The sequence below is a fragment of the Pseudomonas sp. ASL4 genome (assembly GCF_056680395.1).
Genome location: NZ_CM155280.1, coordinates 912,511 through 930,354, shown reverse-complemented (window position 1 = coordinate 930,354; position 17,844 = coordinate 912,511). Strand labels below are relative to the sequence as shown.

The following is a 17,844-nucleotide window of genomic DNA, read 5'->3' as shown; positions in this document are numbered from 1 at the left end:
AATGTCTATTGGTGCAATCTCAACTTCGATTCCAACCACCACCACCGCGCCCACTCAGGCCGCGACTGCGTCGAGCCAGACAGCCACGCAATCGCCGACTTCCAGTACAACCGCCAGCAATACCACGGCAACCCACAAGCACCATCATCACCGCGCAGCACAAAGCAGCACTGCCAGCAGCACAACCGCATCCTCAGCCGAGCCTTCACCGACGGTGAACGGCAGTGGGCAAACCGTCGGCACGACCATCAACGTCACGGCGTAAATGCTGTAGAAGTCACTCAGATTCATAAACCCCGCTTTGGCGGGGTTTTGTATTTAAGCCTGTCGCTCTGAAAGCAGCGCGCCAACAATGATCAGGCTGGGCACAGTCGCTCCAGCAGATTCAGGGCTTGGGTTTGCGCGGCTTCAAATACTTGGTCAACCCCTGAAACCAGATCACCAGCGCCGGGTTGCCCTTAATCTGAATCGACTTGTCCTGAATCCCCGTCATAAACGCCAACTGCTTGTTCTTCGCCTGCATCGTGGCAAAGCCATACGCCGCATCTTTAAAGGCAATCGCAAACGCCGGCTCGGCATACACGCCGGACTTGCTGGTAATGCGCTGATCCTTCACCAGGAAATGACGCGCCACTTTCCCGTCCAGGGTCTGTAGTTGAAACACCAATTCCTTGTCACCCAACTGCTGTTGAAATGCAGGATTGGTCCGACTGGCCTTACCCATCAACAAACCCAGCATCCACAGAAGAAAACGAAATTTCATGCGCAAAGCCCCAAAGGAAAATGAACGGCTGGCGGAGTGTAGCGGCTTAATTCGATAACAACATCATCGAGCTGCGTTAGAAGAAGATGTCACGCTTTTTGACACCAATGACTGCCAAGTCACGCTAATCGTCTGACAAAACACGCCCCTGTAGGAGCTGCCGAAGGCTGCGATCTTTTGATCTTGCATCCATCATTCCACCGCTCCATTACTGCGCTCTAACACCCGCCCGGGAATCTTCGACACCTTGCCCGCGTCGCTCATCAACGAGGCGTATTGCTTATAGGCCTGCGCCGCCAGCTCCCTGTTTTTCAAACCCCAGTAACTGTCCGCGAGGTTCAGATAGGCCACGGTTCGGGTCGGATTCCGGGCAATCACCGCGTTCAACAACTCGATGGACTCTTCGTAATAACCGGTTTCACCGAATAGAAAACCCAAGTCGTTAGACCAACCGGGCATCTGAGGGAAGTCATACTTTTGCGCAATGTAGCTGTGCGGATAACAGTGGCCTTCACCGCCATCCATCAGGAAATTCGCCATCAGCGTCGAAACGGCCTCGGTCTGCCCTTTTCGATACAGCGCCAGTGCCTTGTCGAGCTGTTCCGCGACGTCAGTCATCATCAGTTTTTTGTTGTCACCGGCAGATTTAATGCGCAAGTCAGACAACTGCTCAAACACCTTGCGTCCATCGAAAGACGCTAAAGACATTTCACCGACCAGGCTTTTGGGTACTTCTTGAACACTGACAATTGAGTGATCACAGGACTCGTTGTTGACGACCTGCAATACATTTTTCAGCTCGAACTGCCTGGAGCTTTTGTTATAGCGAAACACCAGGTTGAAGTTATAAACGGCGTTATCTTCTTCGCTGCTGACCAGCACAAGGGCGTTCCCGGCTTCGGCAGAAGACTGCTTGACCGACACGGTGTCACCCTGCATGTCGACGACCTTCAACACACCCGCCGGGTTGTTGATTATGTTGACGCTGAAGACATCGCTCATGGCCGACGAATATTGGCTCTTGATCAACGGCAATGCCGTTGATGTGTCCAGCAGAATGTTATCGCTGCCGCCTTGCTCCGGTGATATCAACAATCGGTGGTTGGTCTCATCAGCATCGCCGGTCAGCACAAACACCTTTTGACGCGATGCATCACCCAATAAACTGGCCGGCATCTCCTTCAGAACTTGAGGCGCGGCAACCGCACTTGAACAGCCGATCACTAGCAAGCAAATCGAGAACTTCAGCTTACAAACTACTGTAAACATCCTCACCACTGACACCCCGTCTCAGGAGAAGACTCGACCAACGGGTCATGCTCAAACCCATAGCGTTTCTTACTTTTAGCGTTTGTGTAGAACATGTCGTCAATCCGCCCACCCTGACTGACCATGACGTACTCGCCCGTGACGGCCCCGCCAATTACTTCCACCCACGTGGTGGTGTATTGATAGGGACGGCCATTGGACAGTTCTTCATGCTCAGTACTTTTGTGCGCCAGTGGGATCGATTCTTTGGACGTCGAATACTTGATCGCCGCCCCTCTCCACTTGGCTGCCGGGTCGTAGTAGGTTCTGAACTCAAACTTTATGTCCTTGCCTTCCCGAGCTTTGAAACAGTTGATCTCTGTTTTCACTTCGCTGTGAGCGATCAAGGGGAACGCTAGCAGCAACAACATCCATAACTTTTTCAAGAACAACTCCCTGGTTTTGACTAACGCACTCGCAATTGGCGCCGCACCATTACGGCCCCTCCAAGCATTAACCCGCATGGGGTCTGGCCAGGCAATGCGAATAGCCTTCGGCAAACCGGCTATCAAATGACAGCGCCACGGGCTCATCCAGTTCCGCTGAGGTATTGAGTAATGACTGGGTGGCCGGGGTGTATTTGATCCAGCCGATGACTCCGCTGCCGTCGGTGTCGTAAAACAGCTGCGCGCTAACACTTTCCCCGTCATCGTCATCGATCAGCAAGTTGACCTTGTCCTTGATGACATACAGAAACGGGAAGTTGCTGCTTCGGACCAGGTCGGTCAGATAGCCGTAGCAACCTCCTTCGTTTTCGGTTGTTTGATCGGCGTAAGCAGTAGGCAAGATCAGCAAGCCGCCCAACATCGATCCCAGGAAAAACCTGATAAAGCGCTGCATCGTTTACTCGTCCTTGATTTTCAACAGCCGAAATTCGTTGCTCACGAACTCGTAATAGCGAACCAGGTCGCGGTTCTTCAGGGGTTTGCCCTGCATGTCTTCTTCGGTATCGGAGGTGATGCCAGAGACGATGATCAAGTTGCTGTCGGGCTTGTACGTCAGGTCCAACAAGTTGCCGTCATAGGCATTCGGCAGGCCTGTTGCGACGTCTCCGGTCTGCGCATCGAGCAACTCGACACACATCGTGCTGCCGCCACAGCCCACCTTATGCAGCACGTAGTGCCCAGCGAAATTGACCTGACCGGCCAGCGCTTGTGACCGCGCTTCATCCATCCATTGATTGCTGTTTTCCTGCGGGACTAACGCGTGGTTTGGGCCGGTAAAAACATCGGTGATGGAGAAGTCTTTGAACGCAGGGTCAGCGGCGAAACACTGGGTGGCTGCAATCGTCAGGAGGCCGCCCATCAACATCGAAAGTCCTTTCACGCTGTAGCTCCTGAATGAATTCATTGTTCCCATTGGCATCCGTTTTCCGGAGATGAGTCGATAGCCGGATTAAAAAGAAATCCGTACTCCTTACCGTTCGACTTCTTCGTGTAGTTCATCGAAACAATCATCCCGCCCTGACTCACCATTTCATATTCGCCGGTCACCTTTCCGTCCAACACCTCGGACCACGTCTGAGTAGTCAGCCAAGGTCTGTCGGGGCTCACCTCTTCAGCCTGGTCATCGGTTAAAACCAAAGAAATCGGCACACCGGACGACGCGTACTTAACAAAACCTCCCTGCCACTTATTTGAAGCGTCGTAATAGGTTCGCAACTCGAACTTCACCGGACTGTCTTGATCCAGTTGAAAACATAAATTCTCCGACGTCACCTCGCAGTGCGCCGTCAATGGCATCAAACCGATCAATAACAAGAGTATTTTCTTCACTTCAAATCCTTTGAAATAACCACCACCCCAAAATCCCGCCCTACGTCACCAACACCAACTCCCCATCCCGATACAACACCTCACGCCCCACCCACCCCACATCCACCTGAGGCAACACCGCCGAAGGCTTGCGCAACTCCCGCAGCAAAGTAGAACCATGAGACAACCGCCCACCCATTCGCGCAATCACCGCCCGCGCGGCCTGATAGTGCGCATGCCGCCCAGGGTCCAGCGTGTCTTCGAGCAAAATGTCTCCACCCAAAATCCCCTGCACCTGCCCCGGATAAATCATGAACCCGGTTGCTTGTTCCGTACCTTCGCGGCCGTCCTGCCAGAAGCTGCCGTCGCGGGTTCGAATGTCCGGATGCGGTGCGAACCAGTGCGCCCGGTCGGCCATCGGCATGGCGTGATGGAGGCGGAAGAAGATCCGCATCAGGTTGTCGCGGTACCACTCGCGCACTTGCAGGTAGTAGCCGCGCAGGCCCGACAGGCTGGTTGAATGGGCGACGCGGATCAGCGCGGGCCATTGCGGGAAGGCTTGCAGCGGCAGGTCGGTCGAGGCCGGGCGCGGTGTGCCTGGATCGGTTTCCCACGGCAGTCGATGCGGACTGTTTTCGAGGTTGTCATACGCAGTTGGCGGGCGGCCAAACAGGTCGCCGCCGCTGCTGGCCAACGCCGTGGCGATGCACAGATTGCCCTGCACCACGAACACATAAAACCGGGTGAACCAGTCCGCCAGTTGCTGGCCGTCGGCACTTTGGGCGATGAGTTCGGAGAGTTCCTGATCGAAGCGCTGCAAACCCCTTTCCAGCGTCAGCAAATGCCCGCGAGCGATACGTTGCATGCGTAGAAACAGTGGCAGAGAACGTACTAGACGCAACGGTCGCCAAGGCAGATGCGGTGTCGCGCCACCCACTTCTCCGGCGTAGCTGCTGGCAGAAATGCCCCAGTCCGCCAGCCGCGCCAGAAACAGATCATTGTTGATGTACGAAGCACCGCCAAACACCGCGGTGAACGGCTCATTGTCCTGCAACACCCGCGAATCCCAACGCGCCATGATCGCCGGAATACTCGCCGCCGCACGTCGTTGCGCATATTCCACGAACACGCTCGGTTGCGGCGGCAGAATCTCGGCGATGTTGGCGGCGGTCAGGTGCCGGTGCCAGCCGTAGTCGCTGATCGGCCGGTATTGCAGCAGCCAGAGTTGCTGGCCATCCCAGGCCCATTCGACGTCGCCGGGCACGTAGTGGAAGACCCGCAACACGCCTTGCAGAAAGCGCCACAACAGGTCCGCCGTCAGACCGTGGGAAGGCTTGAACGTGTCGCTGCTCCACGATTCACCAAGGCGCGAAATGATCGCGCGCTCGGGACTCATCTGACCGTCGGCCAGGGATTCGAGATGCCCTTCGACCCACTCCAACTCGACCGATAGATGCCGCACAAAAGCGATCCCTGACACCTTCGGCGTGATGAAGCGTTGCACCACCACTTCTTCTACGCCCGCCGCGCTCAACTCGACAATACGCGCCACCACGTTGGACGTCGGTTCGCGCAGGAACGTGGTGCTCAACCCGGCATTCGCCGCATCGGCTTGATCCTCGCCATAACTGGAAGAGCGCACCGCCCACGTGGCGTCCGGTTGGCTGGCGAGAAACGCCGGTAAGCGTGAATCATCGCAATCGTTGAGCGACAGCGCCGGCGGCACCGCTTGCCCGGCCAACTCGGCCAGACGCAAGCGACCGCCCTTGGTGTGCGCGACGAATCCGCTTTCGCCCGACTCCAGCCACGCGGCGAATTCGGCCGGCGAGTCGATCCACGGGTAATGCCCCCAACCGGTTTTCAAGCAGATAGTCAGATCGGCGCGGGCCAGAATCGCTGACCACGCGGCAGCCTGGGCGATGCCGAGCACGTTGTCCTGATCGCCCCATACCAGCTCAACCGGGTCGGTGATCCACTCCAGCAGCGGTAACGCCGTGTCGGCGCGCACCAGGTCCCAGTGCGGTACAAACGCGCGGCAACGAGCGTATCCGGCGCCCATGCGCTGATACTGCGCGGGCGTCCACGTCTGGTTGGAGAATTTGTGCGCGAAGACCGCCGGTTTGTTCGACAGCAACCAATGAATGGTCTTGCGAATCGGCAACGGCGACATCAACGCCGGCAGCCGTCGCTGCCACAAAAACGCCCCGACCGGCGCCAACAACACGCTACGGCAAAAGTGGCCTGGCTGACGTTGCAGCGCGTGCAACACCAGCAACGCATTGACCCCGACCGCCATGATCGCGCTGCCCTTCACCGTCATCGCCAGCAACGCCTGCGCGTACGCCGCAAGGTCTTCGCACGGCGCCTGTGGATTGTCGCCGAAACCCGGCAATTCCAGCGGCACAACCTGATAGCGCTGAAAGTGCGGCAGCGCGTCATCCCACCAATCGGCGGCGCTGCCGTTGCCGGCCAGCAGGTACATCAACGGCTTGCTCATGGACAGTCCTCAGGCGAGATCGCGCAGGGCAGCGTCGAGGGTCGGGAAACGGAACGCGTAGCCCGCCTCGGTCAGTCGGCTCGGCACCACCCGTTGACCGTCGAAAAACAGCTCCGCCATCTCCCCGGCCAGCGCCCGCACCGGCGCCGCTGGAATGTGGAACCACACCGGGCGTTTCAGGACTTTGCCGGCATGCTCGGCGAACGCAGCCTGACTGATTGCATCCGGCGCCACCAGGTTGTAAGTGCCGCTCAGATTTCGATCCTCGAACGAACGAGCAATCACTTGAATCACATCATCGCGATGCACCCAACTCATGATCTGCCGACCATCGCCCATGCGCCCGCCAAACCCCAAGCGAAACGGCATCAGCAACGGCAACAACGCACCGCCCGGACCAAACACCACGCCCAATCGCAGCACCACCTGACGCACGCCAAACGCGGTGGCTGGTTGCGCGGCGGCTTCCCATTTGGCGCACAACTCAGCCATGAAACCGCCGCCCTTGCTCGCGCCTTCATCCAGGCTTTCGCTGGCATCGCGGACGCCGTAAAAACCGATGGCCGAAGCCTGCACCCACAGCCCTGGCGTGTGCCTGGCGCTCTTCAGCCAAGTCATCAGCGCTTCGGTGGTGTTGACCCGACTGGCGAGCAGTTGCGCCTGCCGCGTGGCACTCCAACGCGGCCCGGCGACCGGTGCGCCTGCGAGGTTGATCACCACGTCAAAGGTTTCGTCGTGGCTGAGTTTGCTCAGTGACCGCACGCACCGAGCGCGGCCATCAAACAGGTTTGCGGCTTTCAACGGATCGCGAGCGAGAACGCTGACGGTGTGGCCGGCGTCGAGCAATTGGTTGACCAACGCCTCACCGATAAACCCGGTGCCGCCGGTGACCAGCACCCGCTTATAAGCGCCGCCCGCGAACGGGTTCGCCGGTGAGCCTTGATGCCGGGGGAAGTCTTTTGAAGTGTTTGCGCGACGGTCGTGGCGATAGAGCCAGAACAACGGCGGCAGCAACGTCAGCAGCGCGACGCCGTCGATCCACAGGTTCAACCAGAGCTTTGCGTCCAGAGAAAACCACAGGTCTTGCGGTGCCCAAAGCACGATGCCGGCGATCAACCCGCCCCACGCCATCGGGGTTTTGAATCGATTGCCGAGGTGCACGAGGGCGAGCATGTAGAGGGAATAACTTTGCAGCGTGGCGCCGAATACGGCGAGCCACCAGAGCTGTTGCTCGCGGGCGGCGACGGGCAAGGTGTCGGCGGCCCAGAAGGCGTGGTCGAGGGTATGCAGGTAGCCGTCGAGCATGCCCGAATGGCCGGCCCAGGTCAGGACGATGCTGACGAATAGATGCACCAGGGCCATGGCGTATAGCCAAGCGACCAGGGCTTTGCGACGGGTGTTTGCGGGGACTGGCATTCCGTGTCCTGAGGGCTTCCGTGGGGGCGCAAGTCTAAAGGAAAACGGGGGATTTAGTGATTAATCCCCGAGCCCGTTTTGCCTCAGCCATACAGGCCGGGGCCTGGACTAGCAACCGTCGGCATCAGCGCACTTAACCCAACCGCGAATCGCTTTACCCTTGGGCGTTTTGAACATGATTTTCAGAAACCCGGCTTCAACCCCTTCCTGCAACACTGAATCGCCCTTGATCAGGTACATCTTCGTCACCTCGGCCAGCACCGGCGAACTGTAAATCGGGGTCTTTTTGTTGATCGTGAGCTTCACCTCGTCCCCTGCGGACCAGTGTTGATAGGCGGGGGAGTTGAGTTTGGCGACGATGGCTTCGGCGGTTTTATAGGGGAAGGTGTAGACCAACTCCTCCGACTCGGCATCGCGGGCGATATCGCCGCCATTCCCGAAGTAGTTCGACAGTCGCTCATCCCTGACGTAACCCGCGGGTGTGTTGGCGTAGGCGTGAACCGTGTAGTAATCGCCCAAATAATTAACGCCGGTATCGGCTCTGATTCCGACCGCGTGGACGATGATTAACTCGGGCTCGGCACCGGGTTTGGTCGTTGCGAAGAAAGCGGCTTTGACCGTCCCCGTGGCCGCCAAAAACGGCAGCCCCGCGATGTTCTTTTTGGAGCCGTCGGCACAATCCACAAAATCGACGTCGATGGCCATGTCGTCGGGGTCTTGGGATTCGCCTTCCGGCAATTTGACGTAGTTGAAAACGATAGCCCCCGAGTCTGTTTGCAGTGCCGGAAAGGCTTCACTTTTTGGGGGCACGCAGGTGATCGCCGAGAGGATTTTTTTCAGGCTCGATTGATCCTCTTTAGAGAAGGTATTGCACTGGGATACGACGACAAAGCCCCGCGCTGTTTGCGCCTGAAGCGTGTTGCAGATCAATCCGAAACCTTCAGCACCACCAGGGCCAGGGTAGATCGCGTTTTTCATCTCCAACAACGTCCAGCCCGGTTGTTTCATCGCCGCTTTTGCGGTCGGCGCGGCGTCTGAAAACGCCATGAGGGCGTCGCCGTGAGGCAATGCGATCAGCCTGTTATAGCGCTGCGCGTCGTTGATGCCGACGACCGCCAGAACGTCTGGCAGGTTTTTGCCCGAGACGATGAAGGTGGGGAGGTTTTCGATTTCGTTGGTGGACTCAGGTTGGTTGCGGGGCACGAGTTTCAGGATGTTTACGTTCCCTTGCTGCATGCAGCTTGCGACTTTCAGGGCGGTTGGAGGGATGTCGAAGGGGCACGGTTGATCGGCAGCGTCCGCCTGCGGCATGGCCAGGAACAGGCTGAATAGGAAAGCGGCCATCAGTGCTGCGCGGTTTTTGTTCACAAAACAATCCATGTCGATCACTCGAAAAGCCCTTGTTTAAAGCGGTGTGGTGATTGTGTTTAAAAGTGTCGGATCATCCGCTGACAATGCCTGCAAAACCATCGGAGATTTCCTTCGATACGTGGGGGTGTTCGTGAACTAGGCGTCGTTTGCGTTCACCGATAACCTCTTCTCGTCATCGCAAAATCGGTGACTCGGACGTGCAAGTCCGGAATTGGTACACAATCGGTTATGGCTATTCATTGAGCGTTTTCTTATGCTCGCGAATTGTTATGGCGGCTGTGTGTGGGAGACCTTCGGGTCTGCCGGTCTACCGATTCCGGTCTTGCACACCTATACACAGCTGCCACCACCTTTTCGAAGTGCGAGCGAAATGGTGCTAGCTCATTAAATCGGTATTACTAAATGATCAAACCAACACCTAATCCACCCGACGACTTATCCACATCCCCCTACGAATCCCTCGATTCCAGAAAACTCCACGAAGCCGCCGAACGCGCCCTCGACTATCACCTCGGCCCCAACCCCGAGGCGAAAACCAAACCCAAACCCCGCAAAGGCGCGCTGTTCAGCGTCTCCCCCGACATCGACACCGAAGCCCTCCTGGCCAACGCGTCCGAAGACTTGCTGTCCATCAGCACCATCGCCGCCAACCTGGCCGACGACATCGACGGCCCACGACGCTCCGTCGCATTGGCGCTGAGCCGATTGGCGGATGGAGTGCGGTTATTGGTGGAGCGAGCGCTGGATCATATTGACTCGCCGAATCCGGGGGAGCATCGGGCTAAGGTGTAGTAGGAATAGGAAGGGGACGTAATGTCCCCTTCCTGCTGAGCCAAACTCACATCGCCGCTTAATAAGCGCGACCCATTGATCAAGATGCCGTAGCACACCTTCTGTCCTGAAGATCTGGCGCCATGTTTTTACCGTCGGACAGATACCATTCAGCAAGCGAATCGCTCGAACAAAAGGCGTTTTTCTCCGTATCGAAATATAAAGCCACGATGTGATTCACCATCGCGCCACGGTTGGGCAGGTAAACCTCCAAAGCGAACACTACATCTGGCAGCGCCGTTTTCCTGTCGGATTTCAGCTTTGGCGGGCCTTTAAACTTGCACGGCGCATTCAAAAACATCTCACCCAAAACACCGCCCTGATAGGTAAAAATCGAACAATTGCCTATCGAATCCTCAAACGCCATAGCCCCAATAACACTCCCCTCCCAACTCACCGAACCTTTTGGTATCAGACGAAGTTCGTGCGCCGACATATGATTTTCCTCTTCAATGGCGGCAATCATAGCGGGGGGCAATGTGGGTTCTATTTTCAGATTGGAAGGCGCGGCGTTAGCGGGCACCTCCTCCAACCCCTTGCTTCGCTCTCTAACGCGCTCCGGAATTTTTTGTTGCTTGCCCAACAACACCATTAATTCCGAGTATGTTTTGTAATACCCCGACGCAACGCGCTGTTCATTTCGGCCCCAATAAGCGTCCGCCAAATTGAGATAGGCAACCGCACGCTCCGGATTGTTAGAGATCACTATTTCAAGCAACCAGATAGCATCGTCATTAAATCCGGCTTGTTGCCAGTAGTAAGCAATATCATTGTAAAACTGCTGATCCACCTTAGAGTAAGCATTGCGCGCTATGTAACGCTCGACAAATGAGCGCTTGGGGAATTCACGAAAATGCGTTTCATCAAGATATAGCCGAGCGGTGGCTTTTTTGAACTCGCTCAACGCTTCAGTTCTAATACCTAAATCAATTCGCTGAACGAGTTCTTTTTTTGTTTTACAGTCAGCCGTGTCGCAAAAATCTGGCACGCTTGAATCAGCCAACACGTAACAATAAGGTTGAGGGGCGCCATCGGGACTGGGTATTTTGTTTAATATCAATAGCGCCCCTTGAGATGCCTGCGAAGTTGAACAATACGGCACCAACCCAAAAATATCTGATACCCCCGTCTTATTCTTATCGAACTCTGCAGCAGTTAACACTTTACTCGCTTCAACCAGGGCGACCGAAAAATGATCGGGCTTATTCATAAGCCAAAATGAATTCTCCTGCGATGTACAGTTGCATTCGCAACTGAGCACATACTGATCAGAACGCATATCCCATCTGGTTTTAGCTACTTCCCCTGAGCCACAGTAATTATCAACAGAAGCAACAGTACAAACATTAGAATCAGGATCGCAGCCAAGCTTTCCAGCATCTGCCCAAACATGCCCAGCAGCTAAAGCCAGAAAAGCCAATAGCGCGATCGACTTTACGCTTATCATTTAACGCCCCAAATCATCGTGAAGCCTCACAATAAAAATATAACCCGCCCCCCGAACGCAGCGATCACGGCACGAAAGTTACAGCCTTCAACGTTGATTCAATTTCCTCAAAGGCTTTTTCGTTAATCCATGATGGCTTAGAACTATTTATAGCTGAACCCAGCAAAACATCCCCATCGTGAACCAAACAAAAATTAATACGCCCCATACTGCCCACAAGCTCATTCTTGAAACCGAATATAAAGCCAGACCAGTTATCACCCATTAGCTCGTGAAAAACATAATTTTCCGAACTTCCTGCGTTAGCATTTGGCACCCACCCTTTCTTTGTAAGAGTCGCGGGGCATTTAAGGTCGTTCGCCTCTTTAACAAACTGAAGCTCCGGACTATCGTCATCAGCGCTTTTATTTTGATCCGAACGAAGCGAGCCAAAATTCTCTGCACTCTCACACATCAACCCAAACCATTTTGATTTGAAATTACTGTTCTCTTCAAAACTCCAGTCATACCCCGCAGACATTTCTGCCTGTGCAAGACGCGGCCAGTGCTCAACCTTCGGAATGACCTTGGACTCAAGAAACACAACATCAGGGGAATGAAACTGTACGTGTTGATGTTCAAGCAGGGCCAAGGAATATTTGCAATCTCCCTGAGAGATTGAAGCGACCGACTTTCCAGAAGCAAGGGATGAATCGCCTGGGTCGTTACCTACCTTTACGACTGTGCCAATGCGATCAACCTCGGAGGCGAAAACGGGTGTAGCTGTCATGTATGAGACGATTGATGCGAGTAATAGACAGGTTCTTTTCACTCTTGCTCTCCCCACCTAAATAAATCTGTCCCCTTTCTGAAAACCAACAGTATCGTCTCTCATTGGCCGCTCGATCTGGTGCAGAAATCTGAATACACAAACGCGAAGGACGGCTCATCAAGAGCCGCCTTCAGCGTTTGCAGTTACACGTTCTTTTCAGACGACTTCAAGTTACCAGCCTGATCGGCAACCATGTCCAACCAACCACCGGGTTTGTCCTCATCGTTAGCCGCGTTGGCCACCAAACTTGCCAAAGCGCCAGCGTCTTTCTTGCGGGCGGCTTCGACGGCTTGATGAGCCACTAGGATTTTCTGAAGGGCCGGGGTGTTGGCGTTGGCCCCGGTCAGCGGTTTGAGCGCTGGTAATGCGGCGACTTTAGCCACCATGTCGCCCGGTTCTTTAGTGAACGACCTCAACGAATCCAGGTTAGTGAGCATCGGTAGTGCAATACCGGTAAGCGGGTCGAAGGCGCTGATTTCCGGAAGACCCACTTTGCCGCTGAGTACTGGCCTCGCCAAGGACGGCAGGAACAGCCCCAGCAACATGCGAGGGTCTTTCCTCTTAATGCTCAGGCCTACGCTAGCCAAGGCAATACCGACTCCGATTACTCGTCCAGCAGTAACCAATAGTGATAGTTGCTTATTAGATTCGTTATCGAAATGAACCAGTCGAATACGGAAATAGTCCGTAAAAGGCTCTCGCGGGCCGATAGCGGAATGGTTCATAAACCATGCACGGGAGTCATGAACCTGATTATCGAACAGTGCCACTAGATCTTCCTGACCGGGTCTAGGCTTATTCGGAGCGATAAACATTTTCTCGTATCGCTTTGTGCCTTCATCATGTAGGTATGCGTATTCCTCGGCTTCGTCCTCCTCATTTATAAGGAACACAGTACCGCCTAGAAGCATGTCGGCTACGCCACCAATAGTGATTGAATCATCTACCACGCCCCACTCTTTCAGGTAGTCGTGCCGGAACTCCCCCGCTGCTCCACTCAACTGACGATGATCTAGAGGAGGCTCAAATTTTTTCTCCCAACGCATTTTGTCGACTTTTTCTTGGCCGCCGACAATTTGTATATTCAGTTGGTTTTCCTTTTCCTCAGCCTCTGTATAAGTCGGCTCAGGCTTACCCTCAGCAGCAGCAGAAGTCTTGGCATCTCTGCGTGCCTGTATCGCTTCCCAAGCATCAATTTTGGCTTTTGGCATGTCAGAGGAAGAGCGTTGAAAGAATGGTTGCTTTTCTACGCCACCGGCATAACGGTCGATTCTCCATGCGGTAATTAGCACATGCTCCTGCTTCATTACCTCCTCTAAAGCACCTCCTTTGGCTTGCGCTTGCCAAGCGTTGAAGCGTCGAACCAAGTCAGCGCTGAAATCGAATTCGCCTAAGACGGATTTCTCCATAGCACGCCACACCTCGTGATCGGGCAGAAGGGCTTCTTTGGGGACTTGCAACGGAGCACCGGCCTTGAACGCTTCAGCGTAGAGATGATGCAGAGGAATCTGGGACAACAATTCGTCGGTGCCTGCGACTGCTTTGCCTTGGTCTTTCGGTGAATACCCGCCTCCTACGTCCGAGTGCACGCCAGGATAAAAATACTCGACGGTATTATCACGATAGCCGGACGGCGCTTCTGTATCCCGCTGACCATCAATTTTTTTTGGCCTGCGGCGTATAGAGTCCAGAGGAAAACTGGCGCGCTGCTCATGAGCCGAGACCAAATGCACGCAGCGCTTTAAAAAGTGACGATCTTCGGGAACTGTTGTGTCCAGACTCGCGGTGATCATCAGGTCTTCAGGCAACCGCATGGTGTCGTCAGCCCACCCCATATGCCCAGCAGCGAATGGCGCACTATCAGCCAGACCAACTGCAGCAACGGTGTCGCAGAGACCAAGAAACTCTATAGACAACGGCAAGCCCGCAAAGCGGTATTCCATGACGCCACTCTCGCCTTGGCAACGCGTCAACGTTTGAAGCCAGTTAGCAAAAGTACGCGCCTGAGCAGCCCCACGGGAAAATCCATATACATACAAACGCATCGCTAGGATTCGAGGTTTTTGGTCTGCCTCATTGAACTTCTTAAGCTCTTTTTCTAGATCTTGGATATGCGGCCGCATAACTGCTTCGCGCTTTTTCTCTCCATTTTCCATCAGCCCTGCCGTCATGACAGTACCTAACCAAGAAGTCGCCATGCCCTCCACCAACTCTAGCGTTTGATCTGGCGAAAGCGGATTTTGCTCCGGAATAGCATCCTTTAGGGCCGCAATCAGTCGGGTTAACCCCCAATTTATTCGATTCTCACCACCATTTGCGCCGATCAGGCCGAATGAGTCTGGTACAACTTCATTGATCTCAGGAAATGTTGTCCCCACCCCTGGACTATAGTAACGATAGTACCCTGTTTGGGTTGTAGGATCTGAACCTAAACTCGCATGAAATATACGAGCTATATTGCTACACGAGGATGGACTCGAAGAGCTGTCAGCTGCGTCATTATTGTTGGTTCCATCAAACGCAATTGTTATATGCAAAGCCTTACTGCATGGCGGACCGCTTTGAATATTGCCCATAGACTGGAGCTGTTTTCGTTGTTGGTTTGTAAAGTGTGTCTCATCCGCCTTTTGTTTACGTATATTTTCCGAAACCTGATTTGGATCTGTAGGCAAACGTCCTTGTCCAGGAAACACTGGTGGCACCAATGCAGAGGCTGGACGAGGTTTAATCTCTGCGCCTATTTGTTTGGACATACCTTCGGCTCCTCCATAATCATTGGAAAGTTATAAGGATAGGCAGGATCTCCGCGCTTAATGTTGTCAGCTGAAACGCGAACTTGATCACATGGAAGAAAATGCACCTTCAAAGAGCCTGCAACTTCGTATTTTGGAATATCGACAGTCACCGTGTGATGCGTATATTGAGCTGCGTGTTTTTTTAACTCTGCACGAAAAGCATCCGTACCAAGAGGAGGCCATTTGGTTGACGAATTTGAATTAGGGTCTGCCTCCCACTCAACAATGGCTCTTAATCCAGGTGTCCATACCCTTGGTATTACACCACAACAAACTTCGCTTCCTCCACCTTGATGCGGGCCTATGTTCGGTCCTCCAGCGCCATTGACGGTAAATCTATTAATAGCGGCGGAAGTATGGTTATAGCCAGTAACCGATGTAGGGAGCATTTTTGACTGCGCCTGGCAGGCAGTCATGGTTAATATGCCAGCCAGCAATAAAATCGCGCGTATAAAGCGTGATCTAAACGCTCTTCCAGAACGGGATAGAGCCTTCATAGGCATATCTGGCCTCAGTAATGATCTGACGAATGGAAATGACATTCCAAAATACCTGCTGACAACTTTCCCTATTAGATTTGACATACCTTCGATCCCTCCATATTCATCGGGTAATACTTAAATGCCCGGAGAACCGGGTTGATGCTGCCTGAGAATGTAAATATTTGCCCGAGAGATAAAAATCACATTTTTTTGTCGCCATCAGGTTCACGAGCCTCTCTAAATTTCCGAACATGTCGTCGACTCCTGAGTCTGAAAATACGCCTTGTCGGGATAATTCTGATGGCCGGGGGTATAACAAGTCGTGGACACCCTTACTTGATCGCAAGGAAAAAAGTGAACTTGCAAAGCGCAAATTTTCTCTCCGTATTGAGGAATAGTAACGACTACCCTATGCCTCGTGAGTAGGCGCTTGTGCTCCTCCATACGTAAGTTCCAAGCATCTGAGAAGGGTTTTTCCTTCCATTTACCGTAAGCATACGGATCTGGGTCTTTTTGCCATTCAACAATGGCCTTGAGATCTGGGGTCCATACCCGAGGGACCACGCCACAACATACTTCGGCGCCGCCACCTTGGTTGGCGCCCAAATTTGGCCCCCCGGCCCCATTTATAGTGAAGCGGGTAATGGAAGCTGACGTGTGGTTGTAACCAGTCACAGGCGCAGACAGCATCTTCGACTCAGCTTGGCATGCACCTACCGTCAGCAAACTGACAGGCAATATAAATGCACGGATGCAACGCGAATATTTACTGCCAGAAATCATAGACAATCGTCGCCCTTGGCGAAAAATTCCAAGTATCAACACCGCAAAAATTTTCGCCTTGATTACGATACTTATAGGTATGGACATATCTTCGACCCCTCCATGTTTTTCGGGTAGCTACTTGAATGCCCGGAGAACCGGGTTTGATGCTGCTTGCATATAGACAAATTTTCCCGCAAGGGAAATTCTCCCATTCCTTCTATCTGCCGCACGCTGTCGTTTAAAGAATCGAACATCTCGTCGACTCCTTTATTTTGAAGTAGGCATGATCGGGATAATTCCGATGCGCTGGGGTGTAGCAGGTAGTGGAAATTCTTACCTGATCACACGGCAAAAAATGGACCTGTACCGCACACACCTCGTCTGTGTATTGAGGAATTTCGACGACCGCCTCATGCGTTGAATATTTCGCGGCATGGCGTTTATAGGCCTCCATAACAATCTGACCGTATTGATCACGCTGGATATTTTCACTTGGAAAAGGATCTTTCTCCCACTTCACAACCGCTCTTAACCTCGGATTCCAAACTACAGGGATAATGGTGCAGCACACCTGAGAGCTGAGCCCCCCCTGAAAAGGCCCAATATTTGGCCCAGCTGCGCCATTAACACTGAACCAATTTATGGCCGCGGAGGTGTGGTTGTATCCGCTCACCGGCGCACCCAAAATTTCCGGCCGCGCCTGGCACCCCGCCACCGTCATTACACTCATTAAAATCAACCCACGGACCAGCCAGGAAGACACCGCCTCCCCTGCAACCCCCGCCAACCCACTCATCAAATCAACGCCCTAACCGGCTCATCAATCACAAACGCCGAGTTCTCCACCAGCCATTGATCAATAAACGGCTCCCGCTCTTCCGGCTCTTTCAATCCCTTCTGATTCGCCGCCAATTGGCTGCGATACAGATGACGAATAAGGCTCTCATTACGGCTTAAACCATAGTGCTGCGGGATGGCGCAGTGGTCGATGCGGTAGGCGTCGGCTTCGGTCCAGGCGAGCAGGTTGGCGACTTGTGGGTGGTCGAACATGACTGGGGCGCTGGGTGGGGCGGCGACGTGGCGGACGTAGTTGCCGGGCAGGCTTTGCGGGCGTTGGTCGCGGTCGAGCCAGTGCCAGGAAATCGCGGCAGCGTGGAACGCGTTGCTTTGTGCGGGCGTGAAGGTTTCAGCGACCGGCAGTAGCATGCGGGGGTCGTAGTACCGCAACACACCCTCCGAGCGGCCCTGATTCCATTGGGCTTGGAGAAAGCTGCGCAGGTGATTAGCCAACTCGTCGAAGGCCCAAGGGCTGAACAGGGCAACGACGTGTTTGTTGCAATCGACGGCGTTGATAAAGGTTTTCAGCCAGGGCCGCTGGGACGTTTCTACGCGCAGCAGCAACGGGCCGAAGTCGGCGATGGCGACTTCCGGGGTGTTCTCGAACAGTTTGGCCAGTTGTGGCGCGTCGGTTTGCTCTGCCAGTTCTTGCAGCAGCGGGTAGTCGAGGCTGGTGGCGTCGATCAGCAGGTCGAGGTGCTGGTGTTGCAGTTGCTGGGCGTTGACCCATAACTCGTCGAGCCAGTGCAGGTTGCTTGTGGTCATGA

18 protein-coding genes are annotated in these 17,844 nt (G+C 54.2%); 1 reads left to right on the top strand and 17 read right to left on the bottom strand.

Annotated elements, in window-relative coordinates:
• Positions 1 to 147: 147 nt before the first annotated feature.
• From AC1MEW_RS04035 to AC1MEW_RS03990, 10 genes are all read right to left on the bottom strand, one after another.
• Positions 148 to 291: a hypothetical protein gene (locus tag AC1MEW_RS04035; protein WP_201255101.1), complete on the bottom strand. Its 144-nt coding sequence runs from the start codon at positions 289 to 291 to the stop codon at positions 148 to 150.
• Between the two features lie 94 nt (positions 292 to 385).
• Positions 386 to 763 carry a helicase gene (locus AC1MEW_RS04030; RefSeq protein WP_480425476.1) on the bottom strand — a complete coding sequence of 126 codons (378 nt, stop codon included), beginning with the start codon at positions 761 to 763 and terminating at the stop codon, positions 386 to 388.
• A 192-nt stretch (positions 764 to 955) separates the two neighbouring features.
• Positions 956 to 2,032 carry a hypothetical protein gene (locus tag AC1MEW_RS04025; RefSeq protein ID WP_480425474.1) on the bottom strand — a complete coding sequence of 359 codons (1,077 nt, stop codon included), beginning with the start codon at positions 2,030 to 2,032 and terminating at the stop codon, positions 956 to 958.
• Between the two features lie 2 nt (positions 2,033 to 2,034).
• Positions 2,035 to 2,457: a hypothetical protein gene (locus AC1MEW_RS04020; RefSeq protein WP_480425472.1), complete on the bottom strand. Its 423-nt coding sequence runs from the start codon at positions 2,455 to 2,457 to the stop codon at positions 2,035 to 2,037.
• Positions 2,458 to 2,524: 67 nt separating this feature from the next.
• The gene (locus AC1MEW_RS04015; RefSeq protein WP_201255098.1) at positions 2,525 to 2,911 is read right to left on the bottom strand and encodes a hypothetical protein; all 387 of its coding nucleotides are present in this window, start codon (positions 2,909 to 2,911) and stop codon (positions 2,525 to 2,527) included.
• Positions 2,912 to 2,914: 3 nt separating this feature from the next.
• The gene (locus AC1MEW_RS04010; protein ID WP_480425470.1) at positions 2,915 to 3,397 is read right to left on the bottom strand and encodes a hypothetical protein; all 483 of its coding nucleotides are present in this window, start codon (positions 3,395 to 3,397) and stop codon (positions 2,915 to 2,917) included.
• Between the two features lie 20 nt (positions 3,398 to 3,417).
• Positions 3,418 to 3,846, bottom strand: a complete 429-nt coding sequence (locus AC1MEW_RS04005) for a hypothetical protein (RefSeq protein WP_322269981.1) — start codon at positions 3,844 to 3,846, stop codon at positions 3,418 to 3,420.
• A gap of 40 nt (positions 3,847 to 3,886) precedes the next feature.
• A complete protein-coding gene (locus AC1MEW_RS04000; RefSeq protein ID WP_480425469.1) occupies positions 3,887 to 6,322 on the bottom strand; it encodes a PEP-utilizing enzyme in 2,436 nt (811 codons plus the stop codon).
• Positions 6,323 to 6,331: 9 nt separating this feature from the next.
• Positions 6,332 to 7,738: a TIGR01777 family oxidoreductase gene (locus AC1MEW_RS03995; protein WP_480425467.1), complete on the bottom strand. Its 1,407-nt coding sequence runs from the start codon at positions 7,736 to 7,738 to the stop codon at positions 6,332 to 6,334.
• Positions 7,739 to 7,846: 108 nt separating this feature from the next.
• Positions 7,847 to 9,118, bottom strand: a complete 1,272-nt coding sequence (locus AC1MEW_RS03990) for a hypothetical protein (protein ID WP_480427182.1) — start codon at positions 9,116 to 9,118, stop codon at positions 7,847 to 7,849.
• Between the two features lie 393 nt (positions 9,119 to 9,511).
• Here AC1MEW_RS03990 and AC1MEW_RS03985 point away from each other — a divergent pair, with 393 nt between their 5' ends.
• Complete coding sequence (locus AC1MEW_RS03985) at positions 9,512 to 9,901, top strand: DUF6124 family protein (protein WP_201255095.1); 390 nt, start codon at positions 9,512 to 9,514, stop codon at positions 9,899 to 9,901.
• Between the two features lie 79 nt (positions 9,902 to 9,980).
• On the opposite strand, the gene AC1MEW_RS03980 is transcribed toward AC1MEW_RS03985, so the two are convergent.
• The 7 genes from AC1MEW_RS03980 to tla1 all read right to left on the bottom strand — a co-directional run bounded on the left by AC1MEW_RS03980 (position 9,981) and on the right by tla1 (position 17,842).
• A complete protein-coding gene (locus tag AC1MEW_RS03980; RefSeq protein ID WP_480425465.1) occupies positions 9,981 to 11,387 on the bottom strand; it encodes a tetratricopeptide repeat protein in 1,407 nt (468 codons plus the stop codon).
• Between the two features lie 64 nt (positions 11,388 to 11,451).
• Entirely contained in the window at positions 11,452 to 12,198 is a 747-nt protein-coding gene (locus AC1MEW_RS03975) for a hypothetical protein (protein WP_480425463.1), read from the bottom strand.
• Between the two features lie 143 nt (positions 12,199 to 12,341).
• A complete protein-coding gene (locus AC1MEW_RS03970; protein ID WP_480425461.1) occupies positions 12,342 to 14,951 on the bottom strand; it encodes a T6SS phospholipase effector Tle1-like catalytic domain-containing protein in 2,610 nt (869 codons plus the stop codon).
• The gene (tli1a, locus tag AC1MEW_RS03965; protein ID WP_149659463.1) at positions 14,936 to 15,490 is read right to left on the bottom strand and encodes a Tli1a family immunity protein; all 555 of its coding nucleotides are present in this window, start codon (positions 15,488 to 15,490) and stop codon (positions 14,936 to 14,938) included. The genes AC1MEW_RS03970 and tli1a (AC1MEW_RS03965) overlap by 16 nt, the downstream gene beginning before the upstream one ends.
• Before the next feature lie 222 nt (positions 15,491 to 15,712).
• Positions 15,713 to 16,258 carry a Tli1a family immunity protein gene (gene tli1a, locus AC1MEW_RS03960; protein ID WP_480427179.1) on the bottom strand — a complete coding sequence of 182 codons (546 nt, stop codon included), beginning with the start codon at positions 16,256 to 16,258 and terminating at the stop codon, positions 15,713 to 15,715.
• A 220-nt stretch (positions 16,259 to 16,478) separates the two neighbouring features.
• On the bottom strand, positions 16,479 to 17,036 hold the full coding sequence (tli1a, locus tag AC1MEW_RS03955; protein WP_480425460.1) for a Tli1a family immunity protein: 558 nt from the start codon (positions 17,034 to 17,036) through the stop codon (positions 16,479 to 16,481).
• Positions 17,036 to 17,842, bottom strand: coding sequence for a toxin Tle1 chaperone Tla1 (gene tla1, locus AC1MEW_RS03950; RefSeq protein WP_201255086.1), 807 nt, complete (start codon positions 17,840 to 17,842; stop codon positions 17,036 to 17,038). Before tla1 ends, tli1a (AC1MEW_RS03955) begins: the two co-directional genes overlap by 1 nt.
• Positions 17,843 to 17,844 lie beyond the last annotated feature (2 nt).